Origin of the sequence: Actinacidiphila rubida (assembly GCF_900110255.1) — a bacterium.
In the GTDB taxonomy this organism is placed as follows: Bacteria; Actinomycetota; Actinomycetes; order Streptomycetales; family Streptomycetaceae; genus Actinacidiphila; species Actinacidiphila rubida.
The window spans coordinates 123847-144389 of sequence record NZ_FODD01000018.1; the positions used below are offsets into that span (position 1 = coordinate 123847).

At 74.2% G+C, this 20543-nt stretch carries 20 protein-coding genes; 10 read left to right on the forward strand and 10 right to left on the reverse strand.

Annotation, left to right across the window (positions count from 1 at the left end; all coding sequences use genetic code 11):
- Window positions 1-56: 56 nt before the first annotated feature.
- Complete coding sequence (locus tag BMW99_RS19235) at window positions 57-488, forward strand: PLD nuclease N-terminal domain-containing protein (protein ID WP_069466209.1); 432 nt, start codon at window positions 57-59, stop codon at window positions 486-488.
- A 40-nt stretch (window positions 489-528) separates the two neighbouring features.
- Here the strand turns inward: BMW99_RS19235 and ccsB are convergent, their stop codons facing one another.
- The 7 genes from ccsB to hemL all read right to left on the reverse strand — a co-directional run bounded on the left by ccsB (window position 529) and on the right by hemL (window position 8716).
- A complete protein-coding gene (ccsB, locus tag BMW99_RS19240; protein ID WP_075017213.1) occupies window positions 529-1623 on the reverse strand; it encodes a c-type cytochrome biogenesis protein CcsB in 1095 nt (364 codons plus the stop codon).
- Complete coding sequence (gene resB / locus BMW99_RS19245) at window positions 1620-3410, reverse strand: cytochrome c biogenesis protein ResB (RefSeq protein ID WP_069463297.1); 1791 nt, start codon at window positions 3408-3410, stop codon at window positions 1620-1622. The genes ccsB and resB overlap by 4 nt, the downstream gene beginning before the upstream one ends.
- Window positions 3411-3414: 4 nt before the next feature.
- Window positions 3415-4188, reverse strand: a complete 774-nt coding sequence (locus BMW99_RS19250; RefSeq protein ID WP_245791536.1) for a cytochrome c biogenesis CcdA family protein — start codon at window positions 4186-4188, stop codon at window positions 3415-3417.
- A 1-nt stretch (window position 4189) separates the two neighbouring features.
- Window positions 4190-4801 carry a TlpA family protein disulfide reductase gene (locus BMW99_RS19255; protein WP_069463296.1) on the reverse strand — a complete coding sequence of 204 codons (612 nt, stop codon included), beginning with the start codon at window positions 4799-4801 and terminating at the stop codon, window positions 4190-4192.
- Between the two features lie 83 nt (window positions 4802-4884).
- The gene (locus BMW99_RS19260; RefSeq protein ID WP_075017214.1) at window positions 4885-6192 is read right to left on the reverse strand and encodes a polysaccharide deacetylase family protein; all 1308 of its coding nucleotides are present in this window, start codon (window positions 6190-6192) and stop codon (window positions 4885-4887) included.
- A gap of 485 nt (window positions 6193-6677) precedes the next feature.
- On the reverse strand, window positions 6678-7325 hold the full coding sequence (locus BMW99_RS19265; RefSeq protein ID WP_075017228.1) for a histidine phosphatase family protein: 648 nt from the start codon (window positions 7323-7325) through the stop codon (window positions 6678-6680).
- Window positions 7326-7408: 83 nt separating this feature from the next.
- Window positions 7409-8716, reverse strand: coding sequence for a glutamate-1-semialdehyde 2,1-aminomutase (hemL, locus tag BMW99_RS19270; RefSeq protein ID WP_069462950.1), 1308 nt, complete (start codon window positions 8714-8716; stop codon window positions 7409-7411).
- Between the two features lie 118 nt (window positions 8717-8834).
- Between hemL and BMW99_RS42160 the strand changes: the two genes are divergently transcribed.
- The 9 genes from BMW99_RS42160 to BMW99_RS19315 all read left to right on the forward strand — a co-directional run bounded on the left by BMW99_RS42160 (window position 8835) and on the right by BMW99_RS19315 (window position 18514).
- Window positions 8835-9506 carry a hypothetical protein gene (locus BMW99_RS42160; RefSeq protein WP_245791537.1) on the forward strand — a complete coding sequence of 224 codons (672 nt, stop codon included), beginning with the start codon at window positions 8835-8837 and terminating at the stop codon, window positions 9504-9506.
- A 503-nt stretch (window positions 9507-10009) separates the two neighbouring features.
- Window positions 10010-10630 (forward strand): cyclodeaminase/cyclohydrolase family protein, encoded by a 621-nt coding sequence (locus tag BMW99_RS19280; protein WP_075017215.1) that lies wholly within the window; start codon window positions 10010-10012, stop codon window positions 10628-10630.
- 104 nt (window positions 10631-10734) lie between these two features.
- Complete coding sequence (locus tag BMW99_RS19285) at window positions 10735-11688, forward strand: bifunctional 5,10-methylenetetrahydrofolate dehydrogenase/5,10-methenyltetrahydrofolate cyclohydrolase (RefSeq protein WP_079176114.1); 954 nt, start codon at window positions 10735-10737, stop codon at window positions 11686-11688.
- A gap of 69 nt (window positions 11689-11757) precedes the next feature.
- A complete protein-coding gene (locus tag BMW99_RS19290; protein WP_245791538.1) occupies window positions 11758-12264 on the forward strand; it encodes a hypothetical protein in 507 nt (168 codons plus the stop codon).
- A 197-nt stretch (window positions 12265-12461) separates the two neighbouring features.
- Complete coding sequence (locus BMW99_RS19295; RefSeq protein WP_075017216.1) at window positions 12462-13226, forward strand: SDR family NAD(P)-dependent oxidoreductase; 765 nt, start codon at window positions 12462-12464, stop codon at window positions 13224-13226.
- A 106-nt stretch (window positions 13227-13332) separates the two neighbouring features.
- Window positions 13333-15063 carry an ABC transporter transmembrane domain-containing protein gene (locus tag BMW99_RS19300; RefSeq protein WP_075017231.1) on the forward strand — a complete coding sequence of 577 codons (1731 nt, stop codon included), beginning with the start codon at window positions 13333-13335 and terminating at the stop codon, window positions 15061-15063.
- Window positions 15060-16805 (forward strand): ABC transporter ATP-binding protein, encoded by a 1746-nt coding sequence (locus BMW99_RS19305; protein WP_075017217.1) that lies wholly within the window; start codon window positions 15060-15062, stop codon window positions 16803-16805. Before BMW99_RS19300 ends, BMW99_RS19305 begins: the two co-directional genes overlap by 4 nt.
- A gap of 199 nt (window positions 16806-17004) precedes the next feature.
- Window positions 17005-17586: a dienelactone hydrolase family protein gene (locus BMW99_RS19310; RefSeq protein ID WP_069467717.1), complete on the forward strand. Its 582-nt coding sequence runs from the start codon at window positions 17005-17007 to the stop codon at window positions 17584-17586.
- Window positions 17587-17674: 88 nt separating this feature from the next.
- Window positions 17675-18514, forward strand: coding sequence for an endonuclease/exonuclease/phosphatase family protein (locus BMW99_RS19315; RefSeq protein ID WP_069467716.1), 840 nt, complete (start codon window positions 17675-17677; stop codon window positions 18512-18514).
- Here the strand turns inward: BMW99_RS19315 and BMW99_RS19320 are convergent.
- The 3 genes from BMW99_RS19320 to BMW99_RS19330 all read right to left on the reverse strand — a co-directional run bounded on the left by BMW99_RS19320 (window position 18492) and on the right by BMW99_RS19330 (window position 20491).
- Entirely contained in the window at window positions 18492-19031 is a 540-nt protein-coding gene (locus BMW99_RS19320) for a GNAT family N-acetyltransferase (protein ID WP_075017218.1), read from the reverse strand. The genes BMW99_RS19315 and BMW99_RS19320 overlap by 23 nt on opposite strands.
- A 155-nt stretch (window positions 19032-19186) precedes the next feature.
- A complete protein-coding gene (locus tag BMW99_RS19325; protein WP_069465288.1) occupies window positions 19187-19990 on the reverse strand; it encodes an SAM-dependent methyltransferase in 804 nt (267 codons plus the stop codon).
- Window positions 19991-20083: 93 nt separating this feature from the next.
- Window positions 20084-20491 (reverse strand): MerR family transcriptional regulator, encoded by a 408-nt coding sequence (locus BMW99_RS19330; RefSeq protein WP_069465287.1) that lies wholly within the window; start codon window positions 20489-20491, stop codon window positions 20084-20086.
- Between the last annotated feature and the right edge of the window lie 52 nt (window positions 20492-20543).

Sequence of the window (20543 nt, forward strand, 5' to 3'; positions counted from 1 at the left end):
TGGGGGTCGTCGCGGGGTGGCCCGAGTCCCCGTCGTTCCCGGGGGGATGTCGAGCCGTGTTGCGCTACCTGCCGTACTTCGTGGTGTTCGCGCTGTGGATCTACGCCTTCGTGGACTGCCTGGGCACGCCCCCGCGGAACGTGCGCGGGATGCCGAAGGTGGTCTGGGTGCTCGTCATCCTGTTCTTCGGCACCGTGCTGATCGGCCCGCTGGCCTGGCTGCTGATAGGCCGCCGCCGCTACGGACGGGTCGCGCCGGCCGGCGCCACGCCCGCCGGGTGGCACCGCGACCGGCGGCTGGAGTCCGGGGCCGGCACTCCCGGTGCCCGGCGGTACTCCCCCGAGGGCGAGCCGCTGCCGGACCCGCGTTCCGCGGACTGGATACCCCCGGACGACAACCCGGAGTTCCTCCGCTCGCTGAGCGAGCTCAACCGGCAGAACCGCAAGGGCGGGGACGGCGACGGCCGTCCCCCGGCCGAGGGCGAGTGACCCCCGGCCGCGGTGGCACCCGTCCCGGCCGGCGTCCGCGTCAGACCCCGGCGTAGGAGTGCTTGCCGGTGACGAAGATGTTCACGCCGTAGTAGTTGAAGAGGAAGCACGCGAACGCGGCCAGCGCCAGGTAGGCGGCCTTGCGGCCCTTCCACCCGGCCGTGGCGCGGGCGTGCAGGTAGCCCGCGTAGGCGACCCAGGTGATGAACGACCAGGTCTCCTTCGGGTCCCACTCCCAGTAGTGGCCCCACGCCGCCTGCGCCCAGATCGCGCCGGCGATGATGGTGAACGTCCACAGCGGGAAGACCAGCGCGTTCATCCGGTACGCGAACTTGTCCAGGGTCGCCGCGGACGGCAGCCGCCGCATGATGTCGCCCCAGCGGCCGTCCTGCGCGCGCCCGGCGGTCAGGGCCACCTCGAAGTGGTCGCGGAACAGGTAGAGCAGGCTGCCGACGGCGGCCAGGTAGAACACCGCGCCGGAGATGATCGCGCAGGACACGTGGATCCACAGCCAGTACGAGTGCAGCGCCGGCACCAGCTGGTCGCTGGAGGTGTAGAGCACCGACAGGGCCAGGCCCAGGTCCAGCAGCACGGTCGTGGTCAGGAACAGGCCGATCCAGCGGACGTCCTTCTTCAGCGCCAGCAGCAGCAGGTACGCGCCGACGGCGACCATGCCGAACGTGGTGGAGAACTCGTACATGTTGCCCCACGGCGCGCGCTGCACCGACGCCGCGCGCAGCGCGACACCGCCGAAGTGCAGCAGCCAGGCGAGCACCGTGAAGGACACCGCGATCCGGCCGTACAGGTCGCCCTTCTCCGAACCGCCGGCGGCGCCGGGGCCGTCCGCGATGCCGCGGTCGCTGGCCGAGGCGCGGGTGACGACCTTGGGCCGCGTCAGCGTGGCGGTGCCGCCGCGCGTGGTGACCTTGACGGCCGCGGCCGGGGCCGCGGCGGCCCCCTCCTCCCCGGATTCCCCGATCAGCGCGGCGGACTGCACGGCGACCTTGCTGCGGCCGCCGAACACCCACTCCGCCAGGTGCCCGAGGAAGGCGAGCGCGTACACGAACATCGCCGAGCGGATGAGGTAGTTGCTGTAGTTCGCGAAGTTCTCGTTGACCGCGGCAGCGATGTTCACGCGCGGGCTCCTTCGTCTGCGGGCTGAGGGGCGGAATCGCCGGGGCGGCTGTCGGGGGCCGGGACGTCACCGGTCGCGGCGTCGGCCTCGTCGGGATCCGGGTCCGGGTCCGGATCCGGTTTCGCCGGTGCGTCCGGCTGGAGCTGAAGGGCCACGTCGCCGATCTCGTCGGCGATCCTGGCGGACTCGCTGCGGCCGAGGCCGCCCATCTCCACGAGGGTGTCGCCGTCCCCGGAGGGGACCGCCCGCACCCAGATGCGGCGGCGCTGGATGAACAGCGAGCCCATCAGGCCGAGGATCGCGGCCGCGCCGGAGACGAGGGCCGCCTCGTTGCCCGCCTGGTGGGAGACGGTGAAGCTGGCCCAGGTCTTGATCCCGTCGAACCGCAGCGAGCCGCGGCCGTCGGGCAGGGTCATCGTGTCGCCGGGCTTCAGCGCCTTGCTGACCAGCTCGCCGTCCGGCTCCTTGAGCTGCGTCATGTGGGTGGTGTCGAGCTGGTACACGTTCTGCGGCAGGCCCGCGTCGATGCCCAGGTCACCGTGGTAGGCGTTGAGGATCAGCGCCGGATAGTCCAGCGCGGGGAACGACGAGTGCGGGCCCCTCACCTTGTCGAGCGCGAAGGTCGGGGTGAAGATCCCGCGGAACGCCATCTCGTCGGGCTTGCCGTTCTTGTCGAGCGCGTCCGGGACCTTGACGACGCCGGTGGCCGTGCCCAGGGTGTCCTGCGGCAGGAACGGCACCGCGCCCTGGTAGGCGACGTTGCCCCGGGCGTCCTTGACGGTGACCACGGGCGCGTAGCCGTGGGAGATCAGGTAGACCTTCTCGCCGCCGATGCTCAGCGGGTGGTTGACCGAGATCTCGCCCTTGGTCGGCTTGCCGTCCGGGCCGGTCCAGTAGTGGATGTTGGCCCGGAACGTCCGGCCGGACCCGCGCTCGGGCCCGCTGGTGGCGTAGGTGGCGTCGAAGCTGTCGAGCGAGAAGCCGAACGGCTGGAGGTCGCTCTTGCCGTACAGCGTGCCGCCGGAGAAGTCGTCGTACTGCGTCGGGTTGTTGGTGAAGCCGTCGCCCTCGACGATCAGCTTGCCGCCCTGCGCACCCTCCAGCGAGGTGGCCGCGAACGCGATCAGCAGCCCGAACAGCGCGACGTGGAACATCAGGTTGCCGGCCTCGCGCAGATAGCCCTTCTCGCCGGCGACCGAGGTGCCGGTGGTGCTGACGCGGAACCGGCGCCCGCGCAGCGCCCGTTCGGCGGCGGCCGACACCTGCTCGGGCGTGGCGTCGGTGCGCCAGGTGCTGTAGGCGGGCAGCCGGGTCAGGTGGCGCGGCGTGGCCGGCGGCCGGGACCGCAGCTGCCCGACGAACTGCCAGGTGCGCGGGACGATGCACCCCGCCAGCGAGACGAACAGCAGGATGTAGATCGCCGAGAACCACGGCGAGCTGTACACGTGGAACATCCCCAGCCGCTCGTACAGCGGGGTGATCGTGGGGTGTTTCTGCTGGAACGCGTCGACCTTCAACTGGTCGGAGTGCTGCGGGATCAGCGAGCCCGGGATCGCCGCCAGCGACAGCATGAAGAGCAGGATCAGGGCGACCCGCATCGAGGTCAGCTGCCGCCACATCCAGCGCAGCCAGCCGACGACGCCGAGCCCGGGCGTCTGCGCGAGGGTGTCGGCGGGCTGGGTGCTCAGCTGGGCACCGGCCGCGCCGAGTTCCTCGCTCTCGCCGTCGGCGGCGTTCGTGGCGGTGGCCGCCTCGTCGCCGCCGCCGCTCTTCTGCGTGATGCTCATGGGTTCAGACCCCTGGGGTGAAGCTGCTCGACCAGATCTGCATCTGGTAGGTGATGTGGTCCCACACGCCGGTCACGAGCAGGATGCCGACCGCGACGAGCATGCCGCCGCCGAGCCGCATGACCCACGCGTAGTGGCGCTTGACCCACGCGAACGCACCGAGCGTCCGGCGGAAGGCGACCGCCGCGACGATGAACGGCACGCCCAGACCAAGACAGTAGAACACCATCAGCAGCGCGCCCCGGCCGGCGCTGGCGTCCTGGAAGGCGAGCGTGTTCACCGCGCCCAGGGTGGGGCCGATGCACGGCGTCCAGCCCAGGCCGAAGAGCACGCCCAGCACGGGGGCGCCGGCCAGGCCCACGGCCGGCCGGGTGTGGAAGCGGAACTCCCGCTGGGTGATGCCGCCGACGAAGCCCATGAAGGCGAGGCCGAGCACGATCGTCAGCACGCCGAAGATCCGGGTCAGGACCTCACGGTGCGCCTGCAGCGTGACGCCGAAGTTGCCGAACAGGGCGCCGCCGGAGACGAACACGGCGCTGAAGCCGAGCACGAACAGCGAGGCGCCGGCGACCATCCGGCCGCGCTTGGCCTCACCGAGATCGGTGCCGGTGACCCCGGTCACGTAGGAGAGGTAACCGGGAACGAGCGGCAGCACGCAGGGCGAGAAGAAGGACACCAGCCCGGCGAACATCGCGATCGGGATCGCGGCCAGCAGCGCTCCGGTGAGCACCGTCTGGCTGGGATCGGCCGCGAGGACGGTCAGCGAGCTGCCCGCCACGTCACTTCTCCGCGGCGATCGGGTCGATCAGCTGGTTGAGCTCGTCCGTGCTCAGCGCCTTGAGCACCCGCGCCGCGACCCGCCCCTGCCGGTCGACGACCAGAGTGGACGGGATGGCCTGCGGGTTGAGGGTGCCCTTGGGGAACTGGAGGATCAGCTTCCCGTACGGGTCGTAGAAGCTCGGGTACCCGATGCCGAACCGCTTGTCGAAGCTGACCGCGTTGGCCACGTCGGGGTCGCGGGTGTTGATGCCGAGGAACTGCACGCCCTTGGCCGCGTCGGCCTTGGCGACCTCGGCCAGGTTGGGGGCCTCGGCGCGGCACGGAGCGCACCACGAGCCCCAGACGTTGATCACCACGACCTTGCCCTTGTACGCGGCCAGGCTCGCGCTGCTCCCGTCGACGGTCTTGCCGCTCAGCGCCGGCGCGGGCTTGCGGGCCGCGGGCTTGACGGTGATGATCTCGCCGTTGCCGCCCACGAAGCCCGATCCGTCCTTGGACGTCGAGGACGTGCTGGACGAGCAGGCGGCCGCGGACAGCGCGAGGGCGGCGGTGGCCGCCAGGGCCGCGGCGCCGCGGAAGGCGCGGCGCCCTGGGGCGCGCGTAGGACTCATGTGAAAAGTTTCGCATGGCCCTCGTGGCGATCTGTCGCGCCCCCGACTCCGACACCAAAAGCGGCAATTGCCCCAAGTAAGGATCAGGTGGCGGCCGTCACACCCTCCTTGGCGGCACCCTTCGGCGTGGTGGCCGAGGCCGCCAGGAACTCACCCCAGCCGCCCTGCGGCTTCTCACCGACCTCCAGCGTACGCAGCCGCTCCAGCACGGCCGGGTCCTGGGCGTCCATCCAGTCCACGAACTGCCGGAAGGACACCAGCCGCACGTCCTTGCTGGTCTCGCCGACCGACGCGATGTGCTTGAACGCCTCCTCGACGGCGTCCATGTAGATGCCGCCGTTCCACTGCTCGAAGTGGTTGCCGATGTACATCGGCGCCCGGTTCGTCTCGTACGCGCGCTGGAAGCCGGCCACGTACGAGGCGGTGGCCTGCGAGCGCCAGCCGGGGTAGTTGCGCGGGTCGGACTTGGTGGCCGCGTGGGACTGGTTGGCCAGCATGTTGTAGTCCATCGAGAGCACTTCGAACGAGTGGCCGGGGAACGGGATGAGCTGCAGCGGCAGGTCCCACACGCCCTGCTTCTTGCTGGGCCAGATCTGGTTGCCGCCGGGCGAGCTGGCGTCGTAGCGCCAGCCCAGGGCGCCGGCGGTGGGCAGCAGGTTGTCCTGGCCGAGCAGGCAGGGCGTGCGGCCGCCGATGAGCTCGCTCTCGTAGTCGAACGGCAGCGGGTCGTGGTCGGTCCACCCCGTTTGGGTCTTCCAGGTCGTGACGAAACGTTTCGCCTGTTCGATCTCGTTCTGCCAGTCGTCGGCGGTCCAGCGCGCGACGCTGCCGCGGCCGGCGCAGAAGTGGCCGTTGAAGTGGGTGCCGACCTCGTGGCCGTCCAGCCACGCCTGCCGGATGTTGTCCAGCGTGGCCTTGATGTGCTCGTCCGTGAGGTAGCCGATGTCGCTGGCGCCGAGCGCGTTGTTCGGCGGGGCGTAGTCGCTCTTCTTGCCCTCCGGCAGCAGGTACAGGCCCGACAGGAAGAACGTCATCGAGGCACCGTGGTCGGCGGCGAGCTTGCGGAAGCGCGGGAAGAGGCCGTTGCCGACCTCGCCGGCGCCGTCCCAGGAGAAGATCACGAACTGCGGGGGCGCCTGGCCCGGCTGCAGCCGGTCGACGATGGGCTGGTTGGGCTGGGCCCCGGTGTGGGCGGTGGAGCCGTCGCCGATCAGGGTGACGGACCTCTCGACCGGGTGGCTGCCGCTCGCGCCGGACTTCTCGCCGGTCTTGCGGGCCGGTGGCGGGGCGGCCGCCTTCCCCGCGTGCTGCGAGCCGCACCCGGCGACGGCCAGCCCCGCGGCGGCCCCGGCGGTGGTGGTCAGTAGTGCCCTTCGGCTCATGAGGCTCATGTGGGGTTCCCCGTCTCTCGGCGTCCCGGCCCTACGTGGTCAGCGCGGGGGCCGGCTCCGGACTGAAGAGTGGTCACCCACGATGACGTTCACAGGTTCCTCATGGTTACGTCCAATATGACAATCTGCTCGGCTGCACCCCCAGACAGCCCATCCGTATCACCGGTTCGCGGATCGTCTTCCACCATCCGAGCGAAGTCCCAGGCCATGCCTTGACCGTATGAATCCCCTCATATCTCCACCCCCCCAATCCACCCCAATCCCCTCACTCCCGCCACCCCGGCTCCCCCACCCGACGGACCCCACCCCCCGCGCGCGCCCCGCCCCCGAGGCCAAGTCCTTGCCCACCCGCAACAGCCGGCCCGGCGGTGCCGAACCCGCCGAGACCCACTCCCCGCCGGCCGCAGGCCGAGGCGCATGCGAAAGGGGCGCCCCAAGGGCGCCCCTTCACCTGCTCCGGAGCGTAGCCGCGGGCGGCTGCGCGGCTACGCCCCGAAGGCCTTGCCCGCCCCCGGCACGGGCTTCGCGCCGGCACGCAGGTGCGCCGGCACCAGGTCGAGCGCGGGCTCGCTGTAGCCCACCGACACGATCTCGTCCCCACGGAAGGTGAACGTGGTCAGGCTGGCCAGCGTGCACTGCCGCTTGCGCGGGTCGTGCCACAGGCGCCGGTGCTCGGCGAAGGAGCGCACGATCCAGATCGGCAGCTGGTGGCTGACGCACACCGCCTCGTGGCCGCGCGCCGCGTCCCTCGCGGCGCCGAGCGCCGCCATCATGCGGACCACCTGTTCCACGTACGGCTCACCCCAGCTCGGCCGGAACGGGTTCGTGAGGTACTTCCAGTTCGCGGGCTTACGCAGCGCCCCGTCGCCGACGCCGAAGGTCTTGCCCTCGAACTTGTTCTCCGCCTCGATCAGGCGGCCGTCGGTCGCGACCTTCAGCCCGTGCGCCGCGGCGACCGGGGCCGCCGTCTCCTGGGCGCGTTCCAGCGGCGAGGCGACGACGTACCGGATGTCGCGGTCGGCCAGGTGCTCGGCGACCCGGTCGGCCATCTTCCGGCCGAGCTCCGACAGGTGGTAGCCGGGCTGCCGCCCGTACAGCACGCCGTCGGGGTTGTGGACCTCGCCGTGGCGCATCAGGTGGACGACGGTCAGCTCGCCGCCGCCGTCTCCGGCGCCGCCGGCTCCTCCGTCGCTGCCGGTGCTTCTCGAGGTGCTGCTCATGCGTGGGCCTCCGCTGCGGCACGTGCGGCGGCGGGCAGTGCGGCGGCGATCCGCGCCACGGCCCGCTCGTCGTGTGCGGTCGACACGAACCAGGACTCGAACGCCGACGGGGGCAGGTAGACGCCCTGCGACAGCATCGAGTGGAAGAACGCGGTGAAGCGGAACGCCTCCTGCTTCTTCGCGTCCTCGAAGTCACGGACCTCCTGGTCCGTGAAGAAGACGGAGAACATGTTGCCCGCCGTCTGCAGCCGGTGCGCGACGCCCTCCTTCGCGAGCGCCGCGGTCACCAGGGCCTGGATCTCGCGGGACACGGCGTCCACCGCCGCGTACGCCGCGTCGTCCAGCAGCCGCAACTGGGCCAGCCCGGCGGCCGTCGCGACCGGGTTACCCGACAGCGTGCCGGCCTGGTAGACGGGACCGGCGGGCGCGAGCTGCGCCATGACGTCGGCGCGGCCGCCGAAGGCCGCGGCGGGGAAGCCGCCGCCCATGACCTTGCCGAAGGTCATCAGGTCGGGCCGCACGCCGTCCAGGCCGTACCAGCCGGCCTTGCTGACCCGGAAGCCCGTCATCACCTCGTCGGAGACGTACAGCGCGCCGTCGTCCGCGCACAGCTGCCGCAGCGCGGCGTTGAAGCCGTCGCCGGGCGGGACCACGCCCATGTTGCCGGGCGACGCCTCGGTGATCACGCAGGCGATCTCCCCGGGGTGGGCCAGGAAGGCGCGGCGGACCGCCTCGATGTCGTTGTAGGGCAGCACGATCGTGTCGCCGGCCTGCGCGCCCGTCACCCCGGGGGTGTCGGGCAACCCGAACGTGGCAACGCCGGAACCGGCGGCCACCAGCAGGGCGTCGACGTGACCGTGGTAACACCCGGCGAACTTCACGACCTTGGTGCGGCCGGTGAAGCCGCGGGCCAGGCGGATCGCGGACATCGTGGCCTCGGTGCCGGACGACACCAGGCGCACCTGGTCCAGCGGCTCGACGCGGGCCACCATCGCCTCAGCCAGCGCGACCTCGCCCTCGCCGGGCGTGCCGAACGACGTGCCGCGGGCCACCGCGGCCTGCACGGCCGCGATCACCTCCGGGTGGGCGTGGCCGAGGATCATCGGGCCCCACGAGCAGACGAGGTCGACGTACTCCCGGCCGTCGGCGTCGGTGAGGTACGCACCGGCACCGGACACCATGAAACGGGGCGTACCGCCCACGGCTCGGAACGCCCGCACCGGGGAGTTCACGCCTCCTGGCGTCACGGCCGCCGCGCGGTCGAAGAGTTCCTGGGACACTGGTGCTTCGTACGGATAGCTCAGGGGATTGCTCACGCGGACATGCTCTCAAATGCCGGGCGTTGCGCCGTAACGTCTCAACCGTGCATCTGAGACGATGATCGGGTTGCATGGTTGGGTCAGCAGATGGTCGGGTAGTGGAATGCAGCAGCGTGGTGGCGGACGGGGTGAGGGGTCGGGCGATCGCGACCCGGAACACCCGCGCCCCACGGGCAGGCGCCGCCGCGCGCCGCAGGACCGGCACACACCGGAGGACCGCAGCACCGAAGACCGCGATCAAGAGCACCACGAGCACCACGGCACACAGCGCGAACAGCCCGCGCAGGCAGGCCGATCGACCGCAGGACCGACCGCAGAAGGCAGGAGCAGGGGTGGCCGAGTGGGGGTGACCTACAAGTACTTCGGCGCGCCCGACGGTGCCACTGCGGCACGCGTCCCGATCTCCATGCGGCCCGAGGAACTCGGCGGCGACGAACTCGGCCAGGGCATGTACACCAAGGTCAAGCCGGAGACGATGGCCGCCATGGTGCTCACCGGCATCGAGGGCATACCGCCGTCGAAGGTGCCGCCGCTCGAACTCGTGGTGCTCCACCCCGACTACGCCGTGGTCCGGCTGCCCGCCTCCGTCGTGGAGCCGCTGCGCAAGGCCAACGAGGAGTCCCTGGGCGCCGCGGCCTTCATCTGGTCCACGGTCCCCGACCGGCGCGGCCCCCGGGACGCGTTCCTGATCTACCAGATGCTCCACGAATGGCAGGATTTCGCCCGCCGCTGCGAGGAGTCGGGCCACCAGCTCTACTGCCTGGTCTGGCCGTAACCCGGCCCCTTCGCCCCGCGTCCGCTTCCCGGACTTCCCCTGAATCCTGCCAGTTCCTCCCGATTTCCCCGCTTCCCCGCGGTTCCTCCCGCTTCCCCGCGGTTTCCCTCTGGCGGATCACCGCAACGGCACGCACACGCGACTACGGCTCTCCGGGCCCCGAAATGACCGTGCGCGCGATTTCCGGAAAGGCCCTCCGGTACCGCGGGTTTCCGTCTTTCCAGGCCCTCACGGGATTTCACGAACGCTTCATTTCCGGGTTCCCCGGCGGCGCGGGCGATGCCGCCCCGCACCCGAGCGGTCGGCGCGGAGCGCGAGGTGCCCCGCGGAAGTCCGGCGGAAGACCGTCGGGAGACCGGCGGCAGTCCGGCGGCACGTCCCGCGCACCCGAATGCGCACCTCGCGGGCGGAACGCCGCGCGGTGATCGCGGGTCACCGGCCGGACGAGGCGCCGGTCATGGGAGCATGGCGCGGAAACGGCCGGCGCGGAAAGGCGGAACCAGGTGCACGACCAGACCATCGGCGGCTATCTGGAACGTCTCGCCGCCCGCGAGCCGGCCCCCGGCGGCGGCGCGGCCGCCGCGCTGCACGCCGCCCAGGGTGCCGCGCTGCTGGGCATGGTCGCCCGCTACACCACGGGCGAGAAGTACGGCTCGCACGCCGACGAGATCGAGCGGATCACCCTCGCCGCCGACGAACTGCGCGCGCGGGCGCTGCAGTTGGCCGAGGACGACACCCAGGCGTTCGGCGCGGTCGCCGACGCGTACGGGCTGCCGCGGGCCGACGACGCGCAGAAGGCGCTGCGTTCGCAGGCCATCGCCCTGGCGCTGGCGGGCGCGGCCCGCCCGCCCGCCGAGGTCGTCGCGGCCGCGGCCGCGGTCGTCGGGCTCGCCGAGGCCCTGCTGCCGATCGCGAACCCCAGCGTCGTCACGGACATCGCCGCCGCCACGGAGGCGGCGCGGGCCGCGGCCACCACCGCCCGCGTCAACGTGGAGATCAACCTCGCCGGCATCAGGGACGAGGCGGACCGCGCGGACCTCGCCGCGACCACCGCGGAGGTGGACGTGATCGCCTCGCGTGCCGAGGCCGTCACCGCCGCCGTCCGCCGGCAGATCGCCCGCTGACCGCCGGCGCCGACGCGAACCCGGGCCGGCCGGCGCGCCCCGAACGGAACCGCACGGCCCGCCCGTAGGCGGGCACCGCCGATGGCGGCAGAGGGAGACCACCGATGACCGTGCCCGCGATAGGGCCGAGCCTGACCGGGGCGGCGCGCGCCGCCCGGATCCGCGCGGAAGTGACCGCCGGCGCCGCCGAGTTGGCGGCGCGCCTGGCGGTGGTCGTGGCGACCGAGGACGAGTCGACGGCCTGGTACGTGCGGTCGCTCGCCCGGGCGGCCGCGAAGACCGGCGTGGCCTGCGACACCGTCGTGCTGCCCGCGGACGCGGCACCCGAGCGGGTGCGCGAGACGCTGGCCGGCCTGAGCACCGACCCGCGGGTGCACGGGATCATCCTGCAGACGCCGCTGCCGCCCGGTGCCGTCGCCGCGGACCTGGCGGGCGCCATCGCGCCGGAGAAGGACGTCGACGGCGCGAACCCGTCGAGCCTCGGCCGGCTGGCCGCCGGGCTCCCGGCCTTCGCCCCCGCCACCGCGGAGGCCGTGGTCGAACTGCTCGACGCGCACGACGTGCGGCTGGGCGGCCGCACCGCCGCGGTCGTCGGGCGGTCCACCGTCGTCGGCAAGCCGCTCGCGCACCTGCTGCTGGACCGCGACGCGACCGTCACCGTGTGCCATTCGCGGACGCCCGACCTCGCCGGCGTCACCAGCCGGGCGGACGTCGTGGTCGCCGCCGCCGGCCGCCCCGGCCTGATCACCGCCGCCCATGTCCGGGAGGGCGCGGTGGTGGTGGACGTCGGCACCAACGCGACCGAGGACGGCGGCCTGGTCGGTGACGTGGCCGCCGCCGAGGTGGGCGCCAAGGCGGCGCTGTCTCCCGTGCCGGGCGGGGTCGGCCCGATCACCACGGCCCTGCTGCTGCGGCACACGGTGATGGCCGCCGCCCGCGCGGCGGGCGCCGATCTGCCCTCACCTGCCGCACCCGGCCCGACCGCGGCGGCCGGAGGCGGTGACCGAAGACGGCGGCCGGACGCGGGGTCGCCGGGGAGCGTCATGCCTGAGCGGTGACATCTGTCATGCGGGAGTGCGGATTTCCGGCTCTGCCGGGGACCGGCCCGCGGCCGCGAGACTCCTGCCATGGCACTCACCGAGGCACCCACCGCGACTCCGGCTCCCGCCGCGACCCGGGCCGGCACCGGGACCGCCACCCCGGTCCTCCCCGCGCCTCCCACCGGGCCCGCCGCCCCGGACGGCCCGGCCTTCGCGCCGGTCCCCGTGTGGTTCTTCGCGTTCGAGGGCCTGATGGGCGCCTCCTACGACGTGATCAAGTCCAGCCCCTACGGCTGGATCGTCCTGGCCGTCGGGATCCCGGTGAACCTGGTGCTGGCCCGCACGGTGCTGCGCGGCCGGCTGAAGACGGCCAAGGCGATCCTCAAGGGCCGGCGGACCCGCAAGCTCGCGGTCGGCCTGATCGCCCTGCGGTTCGGGGTGCACGCGGCGCTGTCCGCGATCGGCATGGGGGCCACCTCGGGCGTCGCGCACGTCTGCTTCGCCGTCGTGATGTGCGCCACGACCGTGGCGCTGCTCGCCTTCGACCAGCGGGTGATGCTGCGGGCGCTGAAAGCCGAGGCCGCGGCGGCCTGACGCGGGCCGCCCGGTCCGGGCCACCCGCCACCGGCCACCCGCCACCGACGCCGGAGCGGCGGCCACCGCTGAGCGGCCCCGCCGAGCGCCCCCGTTCCGGACGGCGGCCCGCATCCCGGACCGTACGGAGGCGGCCGGAGCCCGCCGCATATGCTGCGGAGCAGGTCACGATCGTCCTCCGCGAAAGGCAGCACGCCATGAGCAGCCCCAGCCCCCGCACCGCCGTGGTCACCGGTGCCAGCAGCGGCATCGGCGCCGCCACCGCCCGCAGGCTCGCCGAGGCAGGGTTCCACGTCGTGCTCACCGCCCGCCGCACCGAGCGCCTGGAGGCGCTCGCCGCCGAACTGACCGAGGCCGGCCACAGCGTCGCCGTCCACGCCCTGGACGTCACCGACCGGGCCGCGGTGGACGCCTTCGCCGCCGCCCTCGCCGAGTGCCACGTGCTCGTCAACAACGCGGGCGGCGCGATCGGCACCGAGACCGTCGCGACCGCCGACCCGGCCGACTGGCGCACGATGTACGAGGTCAACGTCCTGGGCATGCTCAACGTCACCCAGGCCCTGCTGCCCGCGCTGACCGCCTCCGGCGACGCCACGGTCGTGCTGATGTCCTCCACGGCGGGCCTGGCCACCTACGAGGGCGGCGGCGGATACGTGGCGGCCAAGCACGGCGTGCACGTCATCGCCGAGACCCTGCGGCTGGAGCTCAACGGCCTGCCCGTCCGGGTGATCGAGATCGCGCCCGGCATGGTGAAGACCGAGGAGTTCGCGCTCACCCGCTTCCGCGGCGACGCCGACCGCGCCGCGTCCGTGTACACGGGCGTCGCCGAGCCGCTCACCGCGGACGACGTCGCCGACACCGTCGCGTGGGCGGTGACCCGCCCCTCCCACGTCAACGTCGACCTGCTGGTACTGCGGCCGCGCGCGCAGGCGTCCAACTACAAGGTCCACCGGGAGCAGTGAGCCGGGGCGCGCGATGACACGGCAGCCGGCGGACGCGGCCGATCCCGCCGGCCCGGCGATACCGGCGGCGGCTCCTCCCGCTCCTTCCGCTCCTCCCGCCCCGTCCGTGCCCTTCACCCCGCCCGGCCCGGCGGCCCTGCGTTCGCCCGCCCGCTTCCTGTGGTGGCTGGTGGTCAGCCAGCGCGGCCGGATCGCGGCGGGCGCGACACTCGGCACCCTGTGGACGGTCGGCCTCACCCTGCCCCCGTACCTGCTGTCGCGCGCCGTCGACGACGGCCTGCGGGCCCACGACACCGGCGCGCTGCTCGGCTGGACCGGCGCGCTGCTCGCGGCCGGCGCGCTGAACGCGGCGCTGAGCATCTGGCGGCACCGCACGATGACCCGCGTGCGGCTGGACGCGGCCGTCCGCACCGTACGGGCCACCGTGCACCAGGCCACCGGCCTGGGCGACGCCCTGCGCCGCCACACCGCGGCCGGCGAGGTCGTCACGATCGGCATGAGCGACGTGTACGTCGCCGCCGACACGATGACGGTGACCGGGCCGGGCGTCGGCTCGGTCATCGGGTACGCGGTCGTCGCGGTCCTGCTGCTGTCGATCTCACCGCTGCTCGCCGTGGTCGTGCTGGCCGGCGTGCCGCTGGTGGCGCTCACCGTCGGGCCGCTGCAGCGCAGGCTGCGGCACGCCGGCGCCGCGTACCGGCAGCAGCAGGGCGAGTTGACCGGCCTGCTGGTCGACGTGGTGGGCGGCCTGCGCGTGCTGGGCGGGCTCGGCGGCAAGGACGTGTACGCCCGGCGCTACGCCGAGCGGTCCCGTGCCCTGCGCGACCAGGGCTACCAGGTGGGCGCCGCCACCAGCTGGGTCGGGGCGCTGGCGACCGGGCTGCCCGCGCTGTTCCTGGCCCTGGTCACCTGGCTCGGCGCGCGCATGGCGGCACAGGGCACGATCCGGATCGGCGACCTCGTCGCGGTGTACGGCTACACCGCCATGCTCGTGGTCCCGGTCGGGTTCTTCATCGAGGGCACCATCGACCTCGCCCGCGGCCTGGTCGCCGCACGCCGGATCGTCGCGTTCCTGTCGCTGACCCCGCGGCACCAGGACCGCGCCCGCCCGGTGCCCGCGCCCGGAGGACCCGCCGTCCTGGCCGATCCCGCCTCCGAGGTCGTCGTCGTCCCGGGCGCCTTCACCGCGCTGGCCGCCGCGCGGCCCGCCGACGCCGCCGCCGTCCTGGACCGCCTGGCCCGCTTCACCCCGTCCGCCGCCGCCTGGGGGCCGGTGCCCCTCGCCGACGTGCCGCTCGCCGAGGTCCGCGCCCGCGTCCTGCTCGCCGACAACGACGCCGCCCTGTTCGGCACCACGCTGCGGGAGGCCGTCACCGGCCGGCCCGCACCGGACCCCGCCGACGACGGCGGTGCCGCGGTGCGCGCGGCGATCCGGGTGGCGGTGGCGGACGACGTGGTCGCCGCGATGCCCGGCGGGCTGGAGGGCCGGCTGACCGCGCGGGCCGCGAACCTGTCCGGCGGCCAGCGGCAGCGGCTGCGCCTGGCGCGGGCGGTCCACGCCGCGCCCGAGGTGCTGCTCGCGGTCGAGCCGACGTCCGCGGTCGACGCGCTCACCGAGGCGGAGATGGCGGTCCGGCTGCGGGCCGCGCGCGAGGGCCTGACCACGGTCGTCGCCACCACGTCGCCGCTCGTCCTGGAACACGCCGACACCGTGCTGCACCTCGTCGACGGGCGCGTGGCGGCAGCCGGCCCGCACCGCGAACTGCTGCGCACCGCCCCCGCCTACCGGGCCCTGGTCGCCCGGGACACCGGCGCCGACGAGGAGGCCCCTCGATGACGACTCCGCTGCCGGTCGCCGGCCGGGACCGGGTCCGCCGCGCGGCGCTCGGCGAAGTCGCCGCGGACAAGGGCGCGTTCACCGTCATGATCGCGCTGAACGTGCTCGCCGCGGCCGCCGGCCTCGTCGCGCCCTGGCTGCTCGGCTCGATCATCGACACCGTCAGGAAGTCCACCGGGTCCGCCGCCGTGCACACCGTCGACCGGCTCGCCCTGTTCATCGTCGCCGCGACCGTCGCCCAGACGCTGCTGTCGCGGTACGCGCTGTACACCGGCGCGCGGTTCGGCGAGCGCGCGGCGGCGCGGGTCCGCGAGCGGTTCGCCGAGCGCACCCTCGCGCTGCCGGCCGCGGTCGTCGAGCACGCCCCGGCCGGGGACCTGGCCGCGCGGGGCACCGCCGACGTGGACCAGGTCGCGGCCACTCTGCGCAACGTGGCCCCGCAGATGATCGTCGGCGGCCTGCGCTGCCTGTTCATCGTCGTCGCGGTGCTGTTGCTCGACCCGCTGCTCGGGGTGTGCGGCCTGGCGTGCCTGGCCGTCGTCTCCGTCGCCCTGCGCTGGTACCTGAGGCGCGCGCGGTCCGGCTACCTCGCCGAGGGTGCGGCGAGCGCGGAGCTGGCCGACACCCTGGCCACCACGGTCGCGGGCGCCCGCACGGTCGAAGCGCTGCGGCTGCGGCGGCAGCGGATCGACGCCTCGGACGCGGCGATCGCCGAGACCCGCCGCGCCCGGCTGCACACCCTGTGGCTGCGCTCGGTGCTGTTCCCGAGCGCCGACATGGCCACCACGCTGCCCGTCGTGGGCGTGCTGGCCGTCGGCGCCGTCCTCTACGACCGCGGGTCGGTGGGGCTGGGCGCGGTGGTCGCCGCCGCCGTCTACTTCCAGCAGCTGGTCGAACCGCTGAGCGCGATCCTGTGGTGGGTCGAGCAGGTGCAGAGCAGCGCGGCGCGGTTCGCGCGGATCGAGGGGCTCGGCGCGGTCACGGAACCGGACGGGCCCGCGGCGGACGGCGCGGGCGTCCCCGCGGCGCGGCGGCCGGACGGCGACCGGATCGTGGTCAGCGGCGTGCGGTACGCCTACCTCGGCGGCGCCGACGTCCTGCACGGCGTGGACCTCGACGTGCGGCCCGGCGAACGGCTCGCGGTCGTCGGCACGTCGGGCGCGGGCAAGTCCACGCTGGGCCGGCTGCTGGCGGGCGTCGACCGGCCGCGCACCGGCACCGTCACCGTCGGCGGCGTGCCCGTCGCCGACCTGCCGCCCGAGCGGCTGCGCCGCCAGATCGTCCTGGTCACCCAGGACCACCACGTCTTCCACGACACCCTGCGGGCCAACCTGCTGCTGAGCCGGGACGGTGCCGACGACGACGAACTGCGCGCCGCGCTCGACGCGGTCGGCGCCGGCGCGTGGGCGGCGGACCTCGACGCCGTGCCCGACCTCGACGGCCCGCAGGCCCAGCAGCTCTCCCTGGCCCGGGTGATCCTCGCCGACCCGCACACCCTGATCCTCGACGAGGCCACCGCCCTGCTCGACCCCGCGACCGCGCGCAGCACCGAGCGGGCGCTGGCCGCCGCGTTGCGGGGCCGTACCGTCATCGCCGTGGCCCACCGCCTCCAGACGGCGCACGACGCGGACCGCATCGCGGTGATGTCCGGCGGCACCGTCACCGAACTCGGCACCCACGACGCCCTGGTGGCGGCCGGCGGCACCTACGCGGCCCTCTGGCGCTCCTGGCACGGCGGGTAGCGGACGCGGCCGCGGCGCGGGCCCGGTGGGGGCGGGCGGCGCGCGGGGTGACGGCGGCGGGACGGGACTGTCAGTGGGTGCGGCCATACTCGTGGCCGCGGGGCCCGGTGCCGAGCACGGGGCCGCACTGGGCTCCGTGACACGTCGTCACGCGTCCGCACCGACCGGCCGCGGCCCCGGCGGGCCGCTGAGGAGAGCCATGGCTGAGGTACTGCTGTTCCACCACGCCCAGGGACTGACGGACGGCGTCCAGGAGTTCGCCGACGGCCTGCGCGGGGCCGGGCACACCGTGCACGTCCCCGACCTGTACGAGGGGCGGACGTTCGACGACCTGGAGGAGGGCGTGGGCTTCGCCCGGGAAACGGGCTTCGGCACGATCCTGGAGCGCGGGAAGGCCGCGGCGGAGGGCCTGCCCGCGGGCATCGTGACGGCCGGCTTCTCCCTCGGCGTGCTGCCGGCCCAGCTGCTGGCGCAGACCCGGCCGGGTGTCAGGGGCGCGCTGTTCTTCCACTCCTGCGTCCCCACCTCGGAGTTCGGCGGCGACTGGCCGGCGTCCGTGCCGGTGCAGATCCACTCGATGGACCACGACCCGTCGTTCGTCGACGAGGGCGACATCGACGCCGCCCGCGCGCTCGTGGCGAGCGCCCCCGACGCCGCCGAGCTCTTCCTCTACCCCGGCTCCGGCCACCTGTTCGCCGACTCCGGCCTCGGCGACTACGACCCCGGGGCCACCGCTCTCCTCACCTCCCGGGTGCTGGCCTTCCTCGACGGCAGGAACTGACGGAGACTGGCGCGAGCGGACGGCCCGAGACCCGGGACGTCCGGCCGGGCGGGGCGGACCGGGCCGGCGGGGGGAGAGGACGGACACCGTGCGCGTGCTGACGTGGAACCTGTGGGGGCGCTTCGGCCCGTGGGAGGAACGCCGCAAGGCCGTCCTCGCCGCGCTCGCCGACCTCGACCCCGACATCGTCGGTCTCCAGGAGGTGTGGGCCCGCGACGGCGAGAACCTCGCCGGGTGGCTCGCCTCCGAACTCGGCCTGCACTGGACCTGGGCCGCCACCCGCGCGCCGGGCCCCTGGCGGCGCCGGATCGCCGACCCGTCGGTGGACTTCGGCAACGCCGTGCTCAGCCGCTGGCCCGTCACCGGGCGCGAGGTCGTCCAACTCCCGGCGCCGCCGGGCGAGGACGACGGCCGGCTGGCCCTGCACGCCCGCATCGACGCCCCCGGGCACCCGGTGCCGTTCTTCACCACGCACCTCACCTCCATGCCCGACGCGTCGGCGGTGCGCTGCCGGCAGGTCGGCGTGCTCGCCGGTTTCGTGGCCGCGCACCGCGGCGGCACCGACTTCCCGCCGGTGGTCACCGGCGACTTCAACGCCTGGCCGGACTCCGACGAGGTCCGGCGGTTCGGCGGCTACAAGACCGCGCCGGCCGTGCCCGGCCAGGTCCTCCTCGACGCGTGGGAGTACGCGGACCCCGCGCAGCCGTCCGCGACGTGGGACCGGGCCAACCCGTACGTGGCCGCGGGGTTCGAACCGAGCGCCCGCGTCGACTACATCCACGTGGGAATGCCGGGTCCCGACGGCCTCGGCGCGGTCCGCTCGGTGCGGCGCGCCGGGGACGGTCCGGTCGGCGGCGTCTGGCCCTCCGACCACGCCGCCGTCGTCGCGGAACTCCGCACACCCGTCAGGAGCGCGTCGCGGGGGTGATGCGGAACAGGACGTTCGGGCGCAGCGGGCCCGCGGGGGCGGAGGGGTCGTCGAAGTCGCCGTCGGGGTCGCGGGTCATGCCGATGCGGCGCATCACCGCCTGGGAGCGGACGTTGGTGGCCGTGGTGATCGCGAGGATCTCGGGAAGGCCGAGGACGTCGAAGCCGTGGGCCAGCACCGCCCGGGCGGCCTCCGTCGCGTAGCCGTGGCCCCAGGCCGGGCGGGCGAGCCGCCAGCCGATCTCCACGCCGCTGAACGGCATCTCGTCGTCCACCTCGTCCAGGCCCGCGAAGCCGGCGAACTCGCCGGTGGACAGCACCTCGACCGCCCACCACCCGTAACCCCGCCGGTCGAACTCCTCCAGGAACAGGGCCACGGAGGCGTCGCTCTGCTCGCGGGTCATGACCTCGCCCAGATGCTCGCGGACCTCGGGATCGGCGTTCATCGCCGCCCACGGTGCGAGGTCGGTGTCGCGCCAGCGGCGGAGGACGAGGCGATCGGTGCGCAGTTCGGTCATCCGTGCAGCAAACCCGAGGGGTGCGCCCGGGGCAAACGCATTCGGCAAACGCATCCCCGCCGCGTCACCACGCCGTCCGCGACCGCACCGCCGAGTCGCACCGAGGTGACGCACCGCGGGCCGCGCCGCGGGCCGGCTTCAAGGCGAACGGCCCGTCAGGACACCGGCACCGGCACCGGCACCGGCACCGGCACCGGGATCAGCGTGAGGTAGGCGAGGCCGAGGACGCCGCGGTAGCCGCGCAGGTAGGAGGCGCGGTGGCGGTCGGTGCGGTCGCGGATCTCCTCGGCACGCGGGTGGCCGGGGTGGGCGGCCAGCCACTCCTCGGCGTCCGCGAGGTAGCCGGACTCGAAGTCGTCCCACTCGCTACCGTCCGCCGCCTCGACCCAGCCGGGGCGGAAGCCGGCGGCGACGGCGAGGTCCACGAGCCCGGCCAGGCCGGGGAGTTCACCGGCGTGCGCGCCGGGCCACATGGCGGCCAGTTCCGCGCGGGTCGGCGGACGCTGCCAGTAGCCCTCGCCCAGCACGACGCGGCCGCCGGGGGCGACGAGGCGGCGCAGCGCGGCGAGCGCCGCGGCCGTGTGGGCGGGCGGCTCCTCCTTCGTGAGGGCGTGGCTCGCCCCCAGGCACAGCACGACGTCGGCGGGGCCGCGGCCGTGTTCCGCCGCGTCCAGGCCGGACTCCTCGGCGAACTCCACCCGCCCGTCCAGGCCGCGCGCGGCAGCGGCGGCCCGCCCCCGGGCGAGGTCCTCGCCGTTGAGGTCGAGCCCCACCCCGGTGGCCGCGGGCACGGCCTCCAGGAGGCGCAGCATCACCTCGCCCCAGCCGCAGCCGATGTCGAGGACGGTGCGCGGCGCGGTGCGGGCCAGCCGGTCGACGACGCGGGCCGCGCGGGCGTCGGAGAGCGGGCCGTGGAAGGTCAGCCGGGTCAGGCGCGGCGGAAGATCGTCATCGCTCATGGGCGGCCACGCTAACCCCGCCGCCGCGGGAGGGTCACACGGTTTTCGCGGACGGTGGGCGCGGCCGCGGTCCGGGCGCCGGGCCGCCGTGCGCTACGCGGTGGGCCGGGCCGCGGCCATCGCGTGCGGGTCCCGCTCCGCCTCCGCCTGCTGCTCGTACCAGCGGATCTTGGCGTGCAGGTGCTCCTGCTGGTCCAGCAGCGTCGCGATGTGCCCGCTCAGTTCGACCGCGTGCTCGCGCAGCACCCGCAGCCGCTCGCCGTAGGTCGTCTCGCCGTCCCGGGCCAGCTCGGCGTAACGGCGCATGTCGGCGATGGGCATGCCGGTGTCCCGCAGGCAGCGCAGCACGCCGAGCCAGTCCAGGTCGTCCTCGGTGAAGACGCGCTGCCCGCCGGTCGTGCGCCGGATGTCGAAGAGCAGGCCGATCCGCTCGTAGTAGCGCAGCGTGTCGAGGCTGAAGCCGCTTCGGGTGGACGCGGCCGCCGGGGTGTAGGTCGTCACCCGACCACCCTCGCACGGCGCGGGCCGGCGCGGAACGGAGACCTTGACCTGG

What these genes read in the sequence shown, in the direction of transcription:
- BMW99_RS19285 (WP_079176114.1), top strand. Translation starts at nt 10,735, where the DNA reads ATGACCGTGCCCGCGATAGGGCCGAGCCTGACCGGGGCGGCGCGCGCC.
- BMW99_RS19310 (WP_069467717.1), top strand. Translation starts at nt 17,005, where the DNA reads ATGGCTGAGGTACTGCTGTTCCACCACGCCCAGGGACTGACGGACGGC.
- BMW99_RS19320 (WP_075017218.1), bottom strand. Translation starts at nt 19,031, where the DNA reads ATGACCGAACTGCGCACCGATCGCCTCGTCCTCCGCCGCTGGCGCGAC.
- BMW99_RS42160 (WP_245791537.1), top strand. Translation starts at nt 8,835, where the DNA reads ATGCAGCAGCGTGGTGGCGGACGGGGTGAGGGGTCGGGCGATCGCGAC.
- BMW99_RS19255 (WP_069463296.1), bottom strand. Translation starts at nt 4,801, where the DNA reads ATGAGTCCTACGCGCGCCCCAGGGCGCCGCGCCTTCCGCGGCGCCGCG.
- BMW99_RS19265 (WP_075017228.1), bottom strand. Translation starts at nt 7,325, where the DNA reads ATGCGCCACGGCGAGGTCCACAACCCCGACGGCGTGCTGTACGGGCGG.
- BMW99_RS19295 (WP_075017216.1), top strand. Translation starts at nt 12,462, where the DNA reads ATGAGCAGCCCCAGCCCCCGCACCGCCGTGGTCACCGGTGCCAGCAGC.
- BMW99_RS19290 (WP_245791538.1), top strand. Translation starts at nt 11,758, where the DNA reads ATGGCACTCACCGAGGCACCCACCGCGACTCCGGCTCCCGCCGCGACC.
- BMW99_RS19260 (WP_075017214.1), bottom strand. Translation starts at nt 6,192, where the DNA reads ATGAGCCTCATGAGCCGAAGGGCACTACTGACCACCACCGCCGGGGCC.
- resB (WP_069463297.1), bottom strand. Translation starts at nt 3,410, where the DNA reads ATGAGCATCACGCAGAAGAGCGGCGGCGGCGACGAGGCGGCCACCGCC.
- BMW99_RS19305 (WP_075017217.1), top strand. Translation starts at nt 15,060, where the DNA reads ATGACGACTCCGCTGCCGGTCGCCGGCCGGGACCGGGTCCGCCGCGCG.
- BMW99_RS19325 (WP_069465288.1), bottom strand. Translation starts at nt 19,990, where the DNA reads ATGAGCGATGACGATCTTCCGCCGCGCCTGACCCGGCTGACCTTCCAC.